The sequence below is a fragment of the Bacteroidota bacterium genome (assembly GCA_026391695.1).
GTDB lineage: Bacteria > Bacteroidota > Bacteroidia > Bacteroidales > JAGONC01 > JAPLDP01.
This window is the reverse complement of record JAPLDP010000079.1, coordinates 1-18,452: the sequence shown is the minus strand read 5'-3', so window position 1 is coordinate 18,452 and position 18,452 is coordinate 1. Positions and strand designations below refer to the sequence as shown.

The following is an 18,452-nucleotide window of genomic DNA, read 5'->3' as shown; positions in this document are numbered from 1 at the left end:
ATATGAATAACCACAGGTATGCATTATTGTGATGACTTATTTTTTTTGAAAATATGACGTGAAATGAAAAAGAAAAAAACGACTAATAAAGCAGAAGCAAAAGTAAAAGGGATCATCCAACAATCTATAATTGTGAAGCAGGAATTGCTTTCGGATGTGGTATTTATAGAAACAATGAATAAGGTTGTAGAAGCCTGTGTTAAATCGCTAAGAAAAGGCGGTAAAGTTATGTTTTGTGGTAATGGTGGCAGTGCTGCCGATGCCCAGCATTTAGCTGCCGAGCTGACAGGGCGGTTTTATTTTGACAGGCCTCCGTTGAATGCAGAGGCATTGCATGTGAATACTTCTTATCTGACCGCAGTAGCTAACGATTATTCATTTGACGAGGTGTTTTCGAGGCTGGTCAGAGCCCGGGGCCGGAAAGGAGATGTTATTATAGGGATTTCTACATCAGGTAATTCAAAAAATGTTATTCTGGCTCTCAGGGTCGCACGAGAGATGGGTATCATAACAGTCGGTATGACCGGTGAAACGGGTGGACTGATGAAGGACTTGTGTAACTATCAGTTAAAAGTACCCTCAGCAGATACTCCGCGGATACAGGAAACTCATATTCTGATCGGTCATATACTATGCGAGCTGGTGGAATCAAAAATGTTCCCGGGATGATACATGAGGCCATTATTTTAGCCGGAGGCAGGGGCACTCGCCTTCACGGTGTTATTGATGACCTGCCCAAGCCGATGGCATTAGTAAATGGCCGTCCATTTCTTGAATATCTCCTCAGGTATTTGAAAAAACAGGGTGTACAAAAAGTAGTACTTGCTGTTGGGTACAAATCTGAAAAAATTACCGAATACTTTAAATCTGAATACCAGGGCATTTCCATCAAATACTCTGTGGAACACGAACCTTTAGGCACAGGAGGCGGTTTGGTCATGGCATTGAAATATGTTTCATGTTCCAGGGTTTTTGTTTTAAACGGTGATTCTTTTTTTGATGTAGATCTGGACGCTTTTGCGAAATTTTCATCACTCACTGATTCTCCTGTTTGTATCGCTCTGGCTAAGGTAAATGATACCGGCAGGTATGGGTCGGTTGATTTCGGCGATGATGGCCGTATTCATGCTTTCAGTGAAAAGAATAGTGCATCTGGTCCCGGATACATTAATGGAGGTATTTATCACGTTAAAAGAATTTTTTTTCAGGACTTAAACCTGAAGGGGCGATTTTCACTTGAAAGGGACGTTTTTGAGCATTATTGTACTACGGTCGATATGTTTGGATATCCTTGTGAAAAGTATTTTATTGATATTGGATTACCGGAAGATTATTTAAGGGCTCAGGATGAACTTACACAGTATGATTATTGACAGGGGCTGGACTTTATTCCTCGACAGGGATGGTGTCATAAACAGACGTATTGAAAACGGCTATGTCAGGACACCGGAGGAATTTGAATTTCTGCCGGGAGTAAAGGAAGCTTTAAAAATCCTGAATCCTTTTTTTGGCAGAATTCTGGTCGTTTCGAACCAGCAGGGTGTTGGAAAAGGATTGATGACAGAGGCTGAACTTACACGGATCCATGATAAGATGCTGGAAGAGATCAGCTATCATGGAGGCAGAATTGACCAGATATATTTTTGTCCGGACAGAGAGGATGAATGGAGTTTATACCGTAAACCCGGACCAGGAATGGCACTGAGGGCACGAAAGGATTACCCTGGAATTGTATTTAAGAAATCAATTGTTGCTGGTGACAGCCTGGTTGATATGCTTTTTGGTAAACGTCTGGGGATGTTTTCGGTATTGATAGGACCTGATAACCATTTGGCACTGAGGTATCCCAAATGTGTTGACGTACATTCACCGGACCTTCTGGCATTTGCGACAACGTTCTTCTCTGGGAATAATAAGAAATTCTGATTCGCGTGTCTCCTGCATTTATACTATCACTGTTCCTGGGATATTTTATCGTGCTCTATGTCATTACCCGCATTGTTGCCAGGTCTCCTGATAACTTCACTTTTTTTCTTGGCAGGAAAGTATCCCCATGGTATGTTGTTGCTTATGGAATGATAGGCGCTTCTATATCAGGTGTCACCTTCATATCCATACCCGGAGATGTAGGTGTCTCGAAATTTTCCTACATGGTCATAGTCATGGGTTATCTCGTTGGGTATTTCGTAATTATCAATGTTCTTTTGCCATTGTATTACCGTTTAAATCTCACCTCAATATATACTTACCTGGAGCGACGGTTTGGATTCTGGTCATACAAAACAGGTTCCTTTTTTTTCATTCTGTCACGTTTAATCGGGGCATCATTCAGAATGTATCTGGTTGTCAACGTCCTGCATATTTTTGTTTTTAAAGCATGGGGTGTGCCATTCACAGTGACAACCTTAATTGCCATTACCCTCATTCTGCTTTATACAATAAGGGGTGGAGTGAAAGCCATTGTGTGGACCGACACGCTTCAGACTACATTCATGCTCGTTTCTTTGCTGATATCCGTTTTAATTATCGGTAATCAACTGGACCTTGGATTTGGTCAATTGGTATCGAAGGTGTTTAAGAGTGATTTTTCAAAGATGATTTTTACCGAGTTAAATGACAAGCGTTTCTTTCTCAAGCAATTTTTCAGCGGTGCGTTCATTGCGATAGTGATGACAGGTCTGGATCAGGAAATGATGCAAAAGAACCTGAGTTGCCGTAATCTGAAAGATGCTCAAAAAAATATGTACTGGTTGAGTGCAGCTTTGGTACCTGTAAATTTTCTTTTTCTGACTCTTGGTGCAATTTTATTTATTTATGCTAATAATAAAGGTATTGCTGTACCGACTGCATCTGATGACCTTTTCCCAATGCTTGCGATGAATTATCTGGGCCCACTTGCAGGGATCGTATTTCTTATCGGTATCATATCAGCAGCATATCCTAGTGCTGATGGGGCTTTAACAGCTCTGACAACCTGTTTCAGTGTTGATTTTCTGCGTTTCAACCAAAGGGATGACCTGACTGAAAAACAAAAGGTGAGAATTCGTTACATAGTCAATTTTGGATTCGGATTGCTGGTATTTCTGGTCATTGTCATTTTCAGGATGATCAACGATGCCTCAGTCATATCCAAATTATTCACAGTGGCCGGTTATACTTATGGGCCCCTGCTGGGTCTATTCACTTTTGGATTATTTACACGCTTCAAGGTTAACGATCGATGGGTTCCCGGGGTAGCAACTATCGCACCTGTGATCTGTTATATATTAAGCGCTAATTCCGTCAGGTGGTTCAATGGTTATCACTTTGGATTTGAACTGCTTATACTTAACGGAATTTTGACTTTTGCCGGTTTAATAATTGTTAGTAAAGGCCGGATCAGTCACGCGCTATAATCGGAATTTGGCATGTATCTTTGTATTCTGAAGTCAGGCAGGGATTTCTTATATTTTAAAACCGGATAGCATATGCAAAACCTTCGTTTCAGGGCGCTTGAGATGATGTTGTCCAGACACAGGCAAGCCTCAAAATCACCATCGGGAAGAATCTCCGATTATTTTGGAATAATGACCTTTAACGATATGGCCATGAAGGAATATCTGTCCCAGGAAGCCTATCAGGCAGTTCAGGATGCGATCATGACCGGACAGAAGATCGACCGTCGCATTGCTGACCAGATGGCATCATCATTAAAGTCGTGGGCGGTCAGTAATGGTGCAACGCATTATACGCATTGGTTCCATCCGCTGACGGGCGCCACTGCTGAGAAGCATGATGCCTTCCTTCTTTCCGTAGATGGTGGTAAACCTCTGGAGAATTTTCAGGGTGGCCAGCTTGTTCAGCAGGAACCGGATGCCTCCAGTTTTCCCAGTGGCGGAATTCGTAACACCTTTGAGGCCCGTGGTTATACAGCGTGGGATCCGACATCCAACATTTTTATCATGGATGGCACTTTATGCATACCGACAATCTTTGTTTCCTACACCGGTGAAGCACTGGATAATAAAACTCCTCTACTCAAAGCTCTGGCTGCCCTGGATCGAGCATCAGCAGACATATGCCACTATTTTGACAAAAACGTCACTAAAGTCATCGCCACTCTGGGGTGGGAGCAGGAATATTTTCTTGTTGACTCTGCTCTTTACAGTGCCCGTCCTGACCTTATACTGACCGGACGTACTGTTTTTGGGCATGCCGCTGCTAAAGATCAGCAACTTGCGGATCATTATTTCGGTATCATACCTGAGAGGATTATGGACTTTATACAGAATTTTGAAATTGAAGCACATAAGCTTGGCATCCCCATTAAAACGCGGCATAATGAAGTAGCTCCCGGGCAGTATGAGTGTGCACCGGTTTTTGAAGAGGCCAACATTGCTGTAGATCATAATCAATTATTAATGCCTTTAATGGAAAAAGTGGCCAAACGTCACGATCTGACTGTTTTATTGCATGAAAAACCCTTTGCTCGTATAAACGGTTCCGGAAAGCACAATAACTGGTCATTGATGACAAATGCCGGAGAGAACCTCCTCTCACCCGGCAAAACACCAGCTTCTAACCTGCGCTTTCTGACTTTTCTTATCAACATTATAAAATCTGTTAATGATCACGCTGATTTATTAAGGGCAGGGATTGCCTCAGCAGGCAACGACCTTCGACTTGGCGCACATGAAGCTCCTCCCGCTATCATCTCTATGTTCCTTGGAACACAGCTAAGCAGAACACTTGATGAGATGGAAAGGAAAATTAAAAAACCCAGTTTAAAGGATACCAAGCCATCAGAAATATTTCTTAACATTCCGAAAATTCCGGAAATATTACCCGATAATACTGACCGGAACAGGACATCTCCATTTGCTTTCACCGGTAATAAGTTTGAATTCCGTGCTGTGGGTTCATCAGCAAGCTGTGCCGAGGCGATGATCATTCTTAATACGGCTCTGGCCGATCAGCTGAAACAATTCAAATTGGAGGTGGATCAGCTAATAAGCCAGAAAATCAGGAAAACTGACGCTATACTTCAGGTGCTGAAAAAGTATATTGAAGAAACAAAACGGATCAGGTTTGAAGGCAACAGTTACAGTGAAGAATGGATAATGGAGGCGGAGCGAAGAGGATTGTCAAACATAAAATCTACCCCCAAGGCCCTTAGAGCCTTTATCAGTCCGTCAGTAATTACATTATTCGGGAGAAATAATATACTTAGTGATCGCGAAATCAGGGCCCGTTATGAGATCAAGCTGGAGGATTATACAAAGAAGATACAGATCGAATCCCGTGTCATTGGCGACCTGGCAAGAAATCACATCATCCCCGTGGCTATTCGTTACCAGAAGCTGCTGATTGATAATGTAAGAGGATTAAAGGAGGTGCTGGATGAACCGTCGTATAATCATCTTGCCGGGAATCAGATTCAGCTGATCAGGGAAATTTCGGAACATATGCAACAAATCCAGAGCAACATTGATTTAATGCTATCCGAGCGAAAAGCCGCAAACAAGTTAACTGATGTCGAACAGAAAGCCCTGGCATATAATGAAAAAGTTCTACCCTATTTTGATATCATCCGCAGGCATGTCGACAAGCTGGAACTCAAGATAGATGACGAGTTGTGGCCTCTCCCGAAATACAGGGAACTGTTGTTCAGTAAATAATTTCCAGTTTAGGTTATTTATCGCTTGTAAAGAGTGTCGGTTTGAGTGTAAGCATCACAAAAGCCCAATCTGCCCATAAATCACTATTTCCACCTTTAATATTTTCCATAGAAGGTGTGTCAATGATAAATGAATATCCAAAAAGCAGGGAAACATATTTAGAAAAATCCACCTTGCAATTCAGGTCGATTTCTGATCCAAGATATTTATCAATGGCCACTCCATCAACAGTATAATTATTCTGTATTGCAAAATAATTATAGTCTAATTTAAGTGCAATTTTTTCATTCAGTGAAAAAGTAGTCCGGATAAAGAGGTTGACAAGGCCAACCTTTTTGGTATCTTTATCCATGTCGGTGAATAAGTCCATATGTCCCATAAACTTGTGTCCTGTGCCATACAACAGATTGAATGTCCGGTATTTGTTATCTTCTTTGTCAAGTGCATCCTTGCCGGAAACATATTCCATTCCCGGAGTGATAAGAAATTTTTTTCTGATATTCCAGTTAAGTTCAGGGTTGATATAATAAGCACTGATATCCTGTCCCTGCTGGGTTTTTCCCATCTGGTAATAGCTCCTGAATGTAATATCAAAATTGTTCTTAAAGTATGTGACGGCTCCACCGAAAGTACCTCTAAGGTACATGGTACGTGTTGTACCTGTTTTCTGAAAACCATCTGTCAATCCGAGGATCCCGATTTTGAATGATTTGAAATTTTTTGCGATCCAGATGAAGGCCATTGTCTTATAGTTTCCTTTTATATCAGGCTGGGTATTATCATAATCAGTACCGAAGACATTTTCTTTTTCCTGATTGAAAGCGGCTCCGAAATCTGCTTTCCAGCCTGAGAAGGTAGCTTTAAACACACCGGCATCATGCACTCTGCCGGGTTGCCGCCAGTCATTTTTTGACATTACACGTTCATTGTCATAGACCAGTTCCTGGCGTCCCAGTTTCAAACTAAGACTATCATGGAGCTTAAGCTCAAACCATGTTTCATAAAGTCCAAGTGTGGCTGCTGCCGAAACCGTTTGTTGATCACCCCACACCCTGCAGTCCTGCAAGGTTACTTTACCTGAGATACCCTGTCCCTTATACGTGAAAGCCAGTCGTGCACGCTGACTGATGAAGAAGGCGGGATCTGAATCATCGGCTGGAGGTACTGAATACCCGTACCGGTATTCGAATCTTGGCCGATACTCGGCTTGAATTGAAAATTGAGCTTTTGTTTGTGAAAAGATTAGCAGTAAAATTAATACAAATAGGCTGCTGGTAATTTTTGTTTTCATAGGTTAACTATTTTAAATTAGTTTATCGGTGACTAATAAAAAAGGGCTTAAGCAAACAGGCCTTTAAAATAGGCTTTTGTTCTCTCCATTTTAGGATGTTCGAAGACCTCTTCTGCCGTGCCCTGTTCAATCACTTCGCCGAGGTACATGAAGAGGACGTGGTCGGCAATACGTTTTGCCTGCCTGAGAATATGTGTGACTAAAACTATCGTATAATTTTGTTTTAATTCTATGAATTTTTCTTCAATGGCCTGACTTGAGAGTGGGTCGAGAGCAGAGGTTGGCTCATCGGCAAGAATGATTTCCGGATCAACGGCAAGTCCCCTGGCCAGGCAAAGGCGCTGCTGCTGGCCAATGGAAAGGGCCGAAGCCGGATCCTTCAGACGGTCATGCACCTCATCCCATAAGCTGGCTTGCTTTAAATAGTATTCTACGCGGTGATTCAGATATTTCTTATTTTTCCTTCCACTGATCCTTAGACCATAGGCAATATTGTTGTATATATTCATTGGCAGAGGATATGGCCTTTGTGACAATAATCCCATTTTTTGCCGTATCCTTGTTATATCCTGGCTGGGATGCAAAACATCTTCATTATCAATCCATATCCTGCCCGATACTTTCATTTCAGGGTAGAGGTCAGTAAGCCTGTTAAGAGACTTCAGCAATGTTGTCTTTCCGCATCCCGAAGGGCCCAGGATAATAGTAATCTTGTTTTTTGGTATCTCTGAATTGATATCCTTCAGAATATGCTGTTTCCCAATGTATAAATTCAGATCTTCTATCTTTATTTTAGTCTCATCGCCCATTTCAGAAATTAATTTGGTTCTTCTGGTACTTTTTGGTGAACAGTCGTGACAGGATACTGATAATAAGTATAATAACAACCAGAATCACAGCGGAGGCATAGGCGCGGTTCTGGACTTCCGGAATTGGAGATGATAACTGGAAAAAAATGGACAATGGCAGTGTGGCGGTTGGTTGGAGGAGGGATGTAGGAATATAATCTGTATACCCTGTTGTGAAGAGCACTGAAGCTGCATCACCTATTCCTCTGCCGAAGGATAAGAGAATAGCTGTGATAATACCCGGGACACACTGCTTGAAAAATATTCTGTAGGCTGTTTCTGAGCGTGTGGAACCCAGGGAAAGTGCTGATTCGAGCAATCCACCCGGTACAGTTTTAACGACCTCATCAATAGCCCGCACCATAATGGGTAAAATAAACAGTGTAACCGTTATAATACCTGCAAGCAATGATGTTTTCATTCCGAGGTAGATCATCAGGGTAAAGCCAAAAGCGCCATAGACGATAGAGGGTATTCCCCAAGACAGGTCAAGGAGGAAGCGGATGGCATTGACCAGCTTTCGCCGTTTCACCAAGTGAATGTTCATATATAATGCCAGAGGCAATCCCAGAATGAATGCCAGAAAAGTCGATCCGAATGAGAGATAAAGGGAGCCTATGATTGCATTTAAAACACCGCCTTCTTTACCATAATAGAAGCCGCCTTTGGGTGTCTTGAATATCATGTCCCAGGATAAAGAGGGCAACCCTTTGTATAAGATACTGAAAATAATGATAAGCAGAGTCAATGCAATAATTAGCGACGAGATGAACATGATCACCCGGAAAAATTTTTCTTCTGCTTTTCTAAGTCTGATTCCCATGTCCTGTCTATTTATACTTTTCTACCCGGATGATAGCCAATCGTGATGCCATGTTAAACAGCAGCACCACGACAAATAGTATCAATGCAGCCAGCATAAGGGCTGAGTCATATAATGGTATGGATAACATTTCACCATAGTTATTGGCAATCAAGGCAGGTAAAGGATAGCCGGGCTGAAATACGCCCTTAGGTATTTTGGTCACATTACCGACAACCATCAACACAGCGATAGTTTCGCCGAAGGCTCGTGATACTCCCAGTCCAAAGGCAGAGATGATGCCCGGAAAGGCCTTCCTGACCAGGATATGTTTTATAGTCTGCCATTTACTGGCACCCAACGAGAGGGAGGCTTCCTTGAGTTCGCTTGGGATCGTATTGAATACTTCGATGAGAATATTCAAAATGAATGGCATGATCATGATTGACAGGACGATACCTCCGGCAAGGATACTATAGCCTGAAACATCCCTGCCAAAAAAGGGACCGGCATATTTTGAAATAAAAGGCACGACAACCAAAATACCCCATACACCATAAATGACCGAAGGAATCCCTGCCAGAATATCGATTACCGGGTGCATGATTTTAAGAACCCATTTATCAGCGTACTGCGTAAGGTGAATGGTCGTCAGTAAACAGATGGGTCCAGCGATCACCAGGGCGATAAAAGTCACCCATAAGGAGCTGATGATAAAGGTTAAAAAGCCAAATTTACCCGATAAAGGTTTCCAATCGGATGTTGTCAAAAGGTCAATAAGTGTATGGTCTTTCAGCAACAGGGTCGACTTGAAATACAGGCCAATGCCGAGGATGAATGGTAAGGCAATAACAATGACCAGGCAGATTATCATCCAACTGGTATGAAGACGGTTGCGGAAATGTCTTTTAATGGTAAAGAATTTCACATCCGGCAATCTTAAAGTTTGGTGAGTTCGTTTCCGATTTTTTCTTCTGACAACCGAACATATCCAGACTCATTGACAAAGTTTTGTCCGTCGGTGAGGATCCATTTGATGAAGGCAACGACGACAGCATTTTTGGGTTTTCCTTGTGAAACAAAGTATAGATCGCGGGCTGGAGGTGATGGATATTTGTTGTCCTTGATGGCTGTGATCATGGCATCAAGGGTGGAATAGAAATTTTCGTCAGGATCAATTGTTCCGTTTTCATTCAGATCGACAGGGATAATTTCAAGGCCTTCACGTTTGCCTCTGGTTGTCATGTCATAAACATAATTGATATTATTATAACCAATAGCGTACATATCGTTTTTAATAGCGTCGGCCATGCCTGGATCGCCAAAGACACCAACGCCATTAAGGCTTTCCTGGTTTTTACCCAGGAATTCTCCCCACATTTGGGCAGCACCACAGGCATCGGAACGGGTGAAGACATTCATACGTGTTGCCTGGAGGTTTTCGTCATCGTATAGGTTCCAGTCACTAATAACCTGAGTGAGGAAGATATCCTGGAATTTCTGTTTTGTTATACCATGTTTCAGAATGATTTCGAGGTAGGGGTTTTTGCTGTTGATCGTAGGGACGACAGCATCTTTTGCAACAGCGATGAACCAGGCTCCCTTATCGATTTCAGCCTGTGTGATACCTCTGGAAATCATACCCAGATCAACCATGCCGGATAATGCATCGGTCATGCCTTTACCAGCACCACCAGCAGAAACATCTATCCTGACTTTGGGATGAAGTTTCTGAAATTCCTCAGCCCATTTAACGGTCATCGGATATAATGCAAAGGCTCCAGATATGGTGATAGTCCCCCTCAGCTTACTTTTATGAACCCTTCCGGTTTTTTCTCCATCCTCTTTACATCCGGGAGCCAGTGTGGCCGACATCAGTATCAAAAAACTTATGAACAACCATGCAGAGTAACTAATATTCTTCATAGAAGTAAATTTTAGATCTTTTTACTTTTAAGCAAAAATATAAAGTCTATCGGAATAATGTACATTGAAAAATAAAAAAATCATTTATAAGAACCACTCGTTTTGACTTTCAAAATCCAACTCCATAAATTTACAACAAATATTGTATCTTTGATAATAATTCTGAAAAAGCGTATGAACAAATCATCAGCTTTTATAAAAATTTTGCGTGTTATAATTACTTTTTGGCTTTTTGTGATTCCACATACACTCTTTAGTCAGCTGAAAATCTATCACATAGATAATGTCAATGCGGTTTCCGGGAAGAGTGGGACCTTTTTTTCCCTCCCTATGACATGCCTGAAAATTGATATTGACCTTACTGAAATTCACCGTTACCGTGGGCCTTATTCCGATTTCGCTTTTCAGTATCTGGGAATTGAAAATGTTGTTACGTCCAACCAAACAGAATTTGAAATATCGCGGATGAGGATCACAGCATTCTCTGAACCTGATCCGGAAGCTTTGTATTTTGTTGAATATGGCGAAAAACAGTCAAAAGAAGAGCGGTCAGTTCTGGTCGATCTGACAAGTAACGGATTATTACGGCAATTTTCTTATAATATGCCTGCATCAGAAGACGAAAAGGTCATGAAGAAAGAACAGGAAATCCTGCAGGAAGATAGCAAATCAATCAGTGACAGTAACGTCTTCAAGTATTTTACTACACCTAATAAGGTAGAAAAGATTGATACCATCATTAAGCGTATGACTATTGATACGACCACCATTGAAGACATATCCCTTAACCGTAACGTAGTTACCAAGACACTTGAGCAAAGGGCATTGGAGGCTGCTTCCCAGGTGGAGAGGATCAGGAATTTCAGGTTTAATCTTCTTTCAGGTTACCAGGAGGTCAATTATGACAGAAAAACTCTGGAGTATATGGATAATCGACTTGCTGAGATGGAAGAGCAGTATATATCTCTTTTCAAGGGTGCGATTATTGAAAAGCCGATAATGATAAGCATAGTTTATATTCCTGCCCCGGAAAAAAACAGTGAGGCGGATGTGGTTTGCCGATTCCAGAAAGAGAAGGGGATAAGACCGGCATCGGAAACTTCAGCAGATCCTGTCAGCATTCATGTTAAAAGCCTGGATGGCTCGCAGCCTGAATGGGATGCCGGCACTCTGTCACTAAATGGGATCGATGGAGTTTTTTACCGTATTCCTGTACAAACCAGAGTAATGGTAATGTATAAAGACCGGACATTGTTTACAGGTGAGTTTGAGATTTCACAATTAGGAAGGACAGGATATATTCCGGTAAATGAAAAGTTCAGGATTCAATATTATCCTGAAAGCGGCTCTATTAAAAGTGTGGAAGTCAGATAATCTTATATTTGAATAGACATGCCAGGTCTTTCAGGCATGGGATGTTATATAATTTATTAACTTGTAATAAACCAAAATTTGTTATTATGAACACGAACAATCTTATTCAGCGTGTTAAGAATATTCTTTTCACGCCCAAAAATGAATGGAAAGTCATTTCCAGTGAAACACCAGGTATTATGAAGTTGTTACTGGGGTATATTTTGCCTTTGGCATTATTACCTACAGCAGCCCGGATCATAGGTACGACTATTTTTGGGCTCGGTGCAGGATGGGTCGCCGGCACTTATGGGAGTTTTTCATGGGGTTTGGCTTTTGGCGTATCGTACTTCATTTCTGTTTTTGTGACTATCCTTCTGGCTGCTTTTGTCATTGATGTCCTGGCACCAGCATTTAAATCGGAAAAGAGTTTTGGAAGGTCATTACAGCTGGTTGCTTATTCATATACGCCGGTGCTTATAGCAGGGATATTATATATCATCCCGGTATTAGGGGTACTGATATTTATAATGGGATTATATTCCATTTATATTATTTTTATTGGTCTTCCTGATATTAAGAAAACGCCTGATGACAGCAAAGTCGGATATTTACTCATCAGTGCGATCGTCCTGATCGTGGTTATGATAATCGTATCTTTCCTGTTGAGACTAATAATAGGAGGGATCTTATTCCAATCCGCAAGTCCCTACTGGTTATTTTAAGTATTATTCCCAGGTAATAGCTTTGCGGATGCGTATCAACTTTTTCAGAATCTCTTCGAGCTGAGATAATTCAAGCATATTAGCGCCATCGGAGAGGGCCGCGGAGGGATCCGGGTGAGTTTCAATAAACAGGCCATCAGCACCAGCAGCAATTCCAGCACAGGCAATAACTTCGATTAATTCGGGATGGCCACCAGATATGCCATGTTCCTGATTCGGCTGCTGCAAGGAGTGGGTGGCATCCAGAACGACCGGCACACCGAAGGTTTTCATTAATGGTATATTCCTGTAGTCAACAATAATGTCCTGATAGCCGAACATCGAGCCACGTTCAGTTACCATGACAAGGTTATTACCCGATTGTCTTACTTTTTCAATGGCAAAATGCATTGATTGCGCTGAAAGGAATTGTCCTTTTTTAATATTTATTGGTTTTCCGGTCTTTGCAGCAGCCACCAGAATATCTGTCTGGCGGCATAAAAACGCCGGTATCTGTAAAACATCGACATACCTGGCTGCCATGGCAGCTTCTTCAACAGAATGTATGTCGGTTAATGTCGGAACTTGGTACTGGTCACCGATCAAACGCAATATTTCCAGCCCCTTCTTATCACCAATACCTGTGAATGAATCAAGGCGTGAACGGTTTGCCTTACGATAGGAAGCTTTGAAAATATATGGAATATGAAGCCGGTCGGTAATATCACAGATGATTTCGGCTATTTCGAAAGGATTATCTTCGTTTTCAATGACACACGGTCCGGCAATCAGAAAGAAATTATGATGCGAAAGGTGCTGTAGTTTTGGAATGCTCGTAAGCATGATTGATTATTTTAAAATTGACCTCACCCCCTTCCCCCTCTCCTCCAGGAGAGGGGGAAGGGGGTGAGGTGATTTGGTTAAATTCCCCGCAGCTCGCTGCGGAATTTAAGTCCAGAGCTTGCTCTGAGGTTCATACCAATTGATATTGGTTACAAATTTAAATTTTTTTTAGATTACCTAAGGGAGAGACGTGAGAAGATTTCTGATTGAAAGGTATGTGAGGGTCAGGTATCAGTAATTATATTTATTTTTCCATAAGGACTTCAGTAGTTTTCGTAATTCAATTTCTCTGGTATTATTCTGAGGATCATACAGTTTAGTTCCTTTGATCAGATCAGGCAAAAACTCTTGTTCAATGAAGTTGTTCACAAAGTCGTGTGCATATTTATAATCTTTTCCATAACCAATTTCTTTCATCAGGCTTGTAGGTGCATTACGGATATGCAAGGGAACAGGCAGGTCGCCGGTTTTTCTGACGAGGTCTAATGCTCCTTCAATGGCCATATAAGACGCATTACTTTTGGGGGAAGAGGCAAGATAAATTGCCGTCTGAGAAAGAATTATCCTGCATTCCGGATAGCCGGTTTTATTCACTGCTTCAAAGCAGGCATTGGCCAGCAGGAGAGCATTTGGATTTGCGTTGCCAATATCCTCTGAAGCAAGGATCACCATGCGGCGAGCTATGAACTTCGGATCTTCACCGGCTTCAATCATTCGTGCCAGCCAGTATACAGCGCCATTCGGATCACTGCCTCTCATCGATTTGATGAAAGCGGAAATAATGTCGTAATGCATTTCTCCCGTTTTATCATAAAGAGCAAGATTCTGTTGTATAACCTGAATGGTTTTCCTATTATCAATTACTATGACCGTATTCTTTGGATCCTCCGACTGAACAATCAGTTCCAGTGCATTGAGCAGTTTACGTGCATCACCTCCTGAAATGCGAAGGAGAGCCTCGTCTTCCTTTATATCGATTGTGATGCTTTTTTGCTTTTCAAGATGTGATTTGGCTTTTGACAGAAGCACCACCAGATCTTTTTTTTCAAAGGCTTTAAGGATATATACCTGGCATCGTGAAAGAAGTGGAGGGATGACTTCAAAGGATGGATTTTCGGTGGTAGCGCCAATAAGGGTGATGATGCCTTTCTCAACAGCATTAAGCAAGGAATCCTGCTGGGATTTATTGAAGCGGTGGATTTCATCGATAAACAAAATAGCCTGGTGTTGATCATCCATAGCCTTGTCAATTACAGCTCTGACCTCTTTTACACCTGAGCTGACCGCACTTAATGTATAAAAGGGGCGGTTAAGCTGTTTTGAAATGATAAATGCCAGCGTAGTTTTCCCGACGCCGGGTGGTCCCCATAAGATCATTGAAGGAATATTTCCCGACCTGATAGCTTTGCGGAGAACAGACTCCTTTCCGGTCAGGTGCTCCTGACCAAGGAAATCTTCAAGGGTAGCAGGTCGCATCTGTTCGGCAAGAGGGGCAAGCTGATTCATATTTCATATAAGGTTTAATATTGACCGTTCCACCTCTTTGGCCCAGTCATAAATGCCATCCTGTAAAGAATATAGATTGGTGAAGCCCGCTTCATTCTCCAGTGTCTTTATGGAGGTTGGGCTTTTCACACCATATTTACAATAAAACACAACTGGTATATCCCTGGCAATCTTATCAATATTATCCATGACCTCACTTTTGGGAATAGAAATAGACTTTGCGATATGACATATTTCAAAATCAATGGTATCCCGGATATCAATGATCTGAATCATTTCGCCATTATCTATCTTTTCCTTTAGCTTTATAGCCGTTATCATTTTCATGATAGCAAGGTGCTTTGAAGGATTATGTTTCCCTGGTTGAGATGATCATACCAAAATTTTTGGGGCAGTAAAATTAATATAATTTCTTAATTCCTATTGAATCCTATTGCATAAATGTTCCTTTGCAGCCTTCACCTGCCGATAGTAAAGGTATCATGTAATTCAAAAATTTAGATTACTTTTGCTGACCAAAACTTCACACCTGAAAAGACATGATGTTGTCGAAAAACTAAGTCGTTAAATGTTTGAAGCCTGGCATCCCGGATATACTGCTCCTGTTATTGCTATTTCGCTATTAACCCTTGGTTATATCACTTATTTTTTTCTTTCAGAATCCAACCGTCTTCGCCTATCCTTTATTCGTAAATATGGCGAAGAAAGATCAAAGTCCATGTGGTTTTTTTTTCAGAAATGTTCCGGCTTTATCTGTCTTGGCATCATACCCGGTCTTGTCATTCTTATTAGCCATACATTGCGACTGACAGATGCCGGAATAAACTTCCGGAATTTTAAAGAGTCCGTGCTATGGATATTAGGTTTATCTGTTTTAATGGTTATAATTAATTTTTTTTCAGCCCGAAAGCCTGAAAATCTGAAGACTTACCCCCAGATAAGGATCAGGGAATGGACAACTTTAATGCTTATCGTGAGTTCTTTGGGATGGATTTTATATCTTCTTGGTTATGAGTTTTTGTTCCGGGGTATTTTATTGTTTTCATGCATGCCACTATTCGGCATGTGGCCCAGCATAGCAATTAATGTTGCGTTCTATTCACTAGTGCACATACCAAAAGGATTGAAAGAAACTGTGGCTGCAGTGCCTATGGGAATAATACTGTGTTTTTTAACCATAAAAACGGGATCTATATGGGTGGCTTTCTTTACCCATGTGGCTCTTGCTTTATCAAACCATTTCTTTTCTATTTATTATCATCCCGACATGCATGTGAAGCACAAAGTCAGCTAAATGAAAGAGATATGAAAATTTGTATTACCGGTGCCACTGGATATATAGGAATGAATCTTACACTCCGACTCGCCGGTTCGGGTCATACGGTGCATGCAATATGCCGGTCTGAATCAAAAGAGAGACTTATCAGGCATGATAACGTGAAGATTTTTCGTGGTCATATACTTGATGCTGTGAACCTTGAAAATGCCATTCAATCATGCGATGTGGTTTTTCATCTGGCTGCTTATGCGCATGTATGGGCCAGGAATCCCGAAGTCTATTACCAGGTCAATGTGGAAGGAACAAGACTTGTACTTGCCACAGCTGCCAGGCTTGGCATTAAGCGGGTTGTCGTGACCTCAACAGCCGGTATATTTGGACCATCCCTGAATGGGGAGATCATCACAGAAAATGTGGTTTCACGTATCGCTTATTTAAATGACTATGACCGGAGCAAAGCCATGGCTGATGAGTTAGTTAAGAATTTTTTGCAGGAGGGTCCGGAACTGATTTCTGTTTTTCCCACCAGAGTATATGGACCGGGATTACTCAACGACAGTAATTCGGTCACCAGGATGATCAGCAGTTACATCAGGGGGAAATGGCACTTCATTCCTTCTGACGGAGAGAGTACAGGAAATTATGTCTATATTGATGATGTGGTGCAGGGGCACATATTGGCGATGGAAAAAGGAACCCCTGGAAGCAGGTATATTCTTGGCGGAGAGAATGTTTCATTCAATGAGTTTTTTAATGTCTTGCAGAATGTATCAGGAAAAAAATACAGGTTGTTTCATTTTCCTGATCACCTCATGCTTGCTTTTTCAAAATTTATGATTTTCTTTGCTGGCCTGACAGGTATTTCACCTCTGATAACACCGGGATTTGTACGCCGATATCTGTATAAATGGTCATTTACCAGTGAAAAGGCTGTGAAAGAATTGGGTTATACCATCACACCTCTTAAGGAAGGGATGTCCAAGACTATTGAGTGGATTAGAAGCAATAATTAAAAATTTTATCCGGGATTATGTTCACATATTCATTGATAACCGGTGCCAGTGCAGGGATAGGAAGAGCATTTGCATGGGAATGTGCAAAGAGGAAAATGAATTTAATTCTCGTGGCTTTACCAAACACAGGATTAAAAGAACTCACTGATGAACTCAGGAAGGTTTATGATATCAGAGCGGAGTATCTTGAATTGGATTTGAGGGAATCTGATGCCCCACAAAGGCTTTTTACCTGGTGTGAAAAACGGGGGTTAAGGGTAAATATGCTTATCAACAATGCCGGAATTGGACATTCAGGACGCCTGGAGAAGCATACCACTGAAAATATTGCTGAAATGATCGACCTGAATATCCGTTCATTGGTAATGCTTACCAGGTTGTTCATTCCTGAGTTGAAAAAACATAAACACGCCTATATTCTTAATATGGCCAGCCTCGGAGGTTATAAGCCGGTACCCTATAAAAGCGTCTACAGTGCGACCAAGTCTTTTGTTTACAATTTTACCAGGGCTATTCATGTTGAATTGAAGAATACTTCTGTCAAAGTCTCAGTGTGTGCCCCAGGTGGCGTTGCCACCAATCCCAAAGTCATTGAGCGGATTCAGGCAGGAGGTTACCTTGCACGTGTTTCACAGTTATCACCACAGCAGGTGGCATCCTATACTTTACCAAGAATGCTTAAGGGAAGAGTCGTCATTGTTCCTGGCATTCTGAACAGGATTATCCTTGTTTTAAATTTGATTGTTCCCATGCGGGTACAATTAAAGTTTCTCGATGTTTACTTTCGTAATGAAGGCATACCTAATAAAAAAAAGTAATTCATGCAGACCAATTGATATCTAAACTATAAGAAGAATTGAAAGCCCCCAGCTGGCGCGCGTTTCCGAACGCGTGCCCTGTATCAGCGTGTTTGAAACACGCAATTCTTTAGCACGCGTCAAAGCCTAAAATCCGCAGGTCTTGTTAATAAAAAGCTGTAAAACTTTGCTAGGCAATGTCTTACAGCTACTGCATTTTCACCTAATTTGGTGTTGTCCAAAAAACAGCACCATGAAATTACTAAATTCTTCTCAAATCACCTCCTTTGGAGGCTTAAATTTTGTTTTAGCTGAATTTGAAAACAAAGGCATTGGTGAAATGATTAATAATCATTTGCCAAGACTGGCCGTACAAAGCAAATATAGCTGGAAAGATATTTTTTATAGCTTTTGGTCTGTATTGTTATGCGGA

At 41.5% G+C, this 18,452-nt stretch carries 19 protein-coding genes; 11 read left to right on the top strand and 8 right to left on the bottom strand.

The window, feature by feature from the left end; translation table 11 throughout:
- Positions 1–63 precede the first annotated feature (63 nt).
- From NT175_11825 to NT175_11805, 5 genes are all read left to right on the top strand, one after another.
- Positions 64–669: a D-sedoheptulose 7-phosphate isomerase gene (locus NT175_11825; protein MCX6235383.1), complete on the top strand. Its 606-nt coding sequence runs from the start codon at positions 64–66 to the stop codon at positions 667–669.
- Positions 666–1,373 (top strand): nucleotidyltransferase family protein, encoded by a 708-nt coding sequence (locus tag NT175_11820; protein MCX6235382.1) that lies wholly within the window; start codon positions 666–668, stop codon positions 1,371–1,373. Before NT175_11825 ends, NT175_11820 begins: the two co-directional genes overlap by 4 nt.
- Positions 1,348–1,926, top strand: a complete 579-nt coding sequence (locus tag NT175_11815) for an HAD family hydrolase (protein ID MCX6235381.1) — start codon at positions 1,348–1,350, stop codon at positions 1,924–1,926. The genes NT175_11820 and NT175_11815 overlap by 26 nt, the downstream gene beginning before the upstream one ends.
- Before the next feature lie 5 nt (positions 1,927–1,931).
- Positions 1,932–3,395, top strand: a complete 1,464-nt coding sequence (locus NT175_11810; GenBank protein ID MCX6235380.1) for a sodium:solute symporter — start codon at positions 1,932–1,934, stop codon at positions 3,393–3,395.
- Positions 3,396–3,467: 72 nt separating this feature from the next.
- Positions 3,468–5,657 carry a glutamine synthetase III gene (locus NT175_11805; GenBank protein ID MCX6235379.1) on the top strand — a complete coding sequence of 730 codons (2,190 nt, stop codon included), beginning with the start codon at positions 3,468–3,470 and terminating at the stop codon, positions 5,655–5,657.
- Between the two features lie 13 nt (positions 5,658–5,670).
- On the opposite strand, the gene NT175_11800 is transcribed toward NT175_11805, so the two are convergent.
- From NT175_11800 to NT175_11780, 5 genes are all read right to left on the bottom strand, one after another.
- A complete protein-coding gene (locus NT175_11800; GenBank protein MCX6235378.1) occupies positions 5,671–6,948 on the bottom strand; it encodes an alginate export family protein in 1,278 nt (425 codons plus the stop codon).
- 47 nt (positions 6,949–6,995) lie between these two features.
- The gene (locus NT175_11795; GenBank protein ID MCX6235377.1) at positions 6,996–7,757 is read right to left on the bottom strand and encodes a phosphate ABC transporter ATP-binding protein; all 762 of its coding nucleotides are present in this window, start codon (positions 7,755–7,757) and stop codon (positions 6,996–6,998) included.
- A 1-nt stretch (position 7,758) separates the two neighbouring features.
- The gene (gene pstA, locus NT175_11790; protein ID MCX6235376.1) at positions 7,759–8,619 is read right to left on the bottom strand and encodes a phosphate ABC transporter permease PstA; all 861 of its coding nucleotides are present in this window, start codon (positions 8,617–8,619) and stop codon (positions 7,759–7,761) included.
- Between the two features lie 7 nt (positions 8,620–8,626).
- Entirely contained in the window at positions 8,627–9,472 is an 846-nt protein-coding gene (gene pstC, locus NT175_11785) for a phosphate ABC transporter permease subunit PstC (protein ID MCX6235375.1), read from the bottom strand.
- Between the two features lie 65 nt (positions 9,473–9,537).
- Positions 9,538–10,524: a PstS family phosphate ABC transporter substrate-binding protein gene (locus tag NT175_11780; protein MCX6235374.1), complete on the bottom strand. Its 987-nt coding sequence runs from the start codon at positions 10,522–10,524 to the stop codon at positions 9,538–9,540.
- Positions 10,525–10,698: 174 nt separating this feature from the next.
- Between NT175_11780 and NT175_11775 the strand changes: the two genes are divergently transcribed.
- Together NT175_11775 and NT175_11770 are read left to right on the top strand one after the other, a co-directional pair.
- Positions 10,699–11,898, top strand: coding sequence for a DUF4831 family protein (locus NT175_11775; protein MCX6235373.1), 1,200 nt, complete (start codon positions 10,699–10,701; stop codon positions 11,896–11,898).
- An 86-nt stretch (positions 11,899–11,984) separates the two neighbouring features.
- The gene (locus tag NT175_11770) at positions 11,985–12,602 is read left to right on the top strand and encodes a Yip1 family protein (GenBank protein MCX6235372.1); all 618 of its coding nucleotides are present in this window, start codon (positions 11,985–11,987) and stop codon (positions 12,600–12,602) included.
- Between the two features lie 3 nt (positions 12,603–12,605).
- On the opposite strand, the gene kdsA is transcribed toward NT175_11770, so the two are convergent.
- The 3 genes from kdsA to NT175_11755 form a co-directional block, all read right to left on the bottom strand.
- On the bottom strand, positions 12,606–13,424 hold the full coding sequence (kdsA, locus tag NT175_11765) for a 3-deoxy-8-phosphooctulonate synthase (protein MCX6235371.1): 819 nt from the start codon (positions 13,422–13,424) through the stop codon (positions 12,606–12,608).
- A gap of 231 nt (positions 13,425–13,655) precedes the next feature.
- A complete protein-coding gene (locus NT175_11760; protein ID MCX6235370.1) occupies positions 13,656–14,930 on the bottom strand; it encodes a replication-associated recombination protein A in 1,275 nt (424 codons plus the stop codon).
- Positions 14,931–14,933: 3 nt separating this feature from the next.
- Positions 14,934–15,257 (bottom strand): rhodanese-like domain-containing protein, encoded by a 324-nt coding sequence (locus NT175_11755; GenBank protein ID MCX6235369.1) that lies wholly within the window; start codon positions 15,255–15,257, stop codon positions 14,934–14,936.
- 241 nt (positions 15,258–15,498) lie between these two features.
- Between NT175_11755 and NT175_11750 the strand changes: the two genes are divergently transcribed.
- The 4 genes from NT175_11750 to NT175_11735 all read left to right on the top strand — a co-directional run.
- Positions 15,499–16,224, top strand: a complete 726-nt coding sequence (locus NT175_11750) for a CPBP family intramembrane metalloprotease (GenBank protein ID MCX6235368.1) — start codon at positions 15,499–15,501, stop codon at positions 16,222–16,224.
- Positions 16,225–16,235: 11 nt separating this feature from the next.
- Positions 16,236–17,222, top strand: coding sequence for an NAD-dependent epimerase/dehydratase family protein (locus NT175_11745; GenBank protein ID MCX6235367.1), 987 nt, complete (start codon positions 16,236–16,238; stop codon positions 17,220–17,222).
- A 17-nt stretch (positions 17,223–17,239) separates the two neighbouring features.
- The gene (locus NT175_11740) at positions 17,240–18,040 is read left to right on the top strand and encodes an SDR family NAD(P)-dependent oxidoreductase (protein MCX6235366.1); all 801 of its coding nucleotides are present in this window, start codon (positions 17,240–17,242) and stop codon (positions 18,038–18,040) included.
- A gap of 232 nt (positions 18,041–18,272) precedes the next feature.
- Positions 18,273–18,452: hypothetical protein (locus NT175_11735; protein MCX6235365.1), on the top strand; the 180-nt coding region annotated here is incomplete at its 3' end.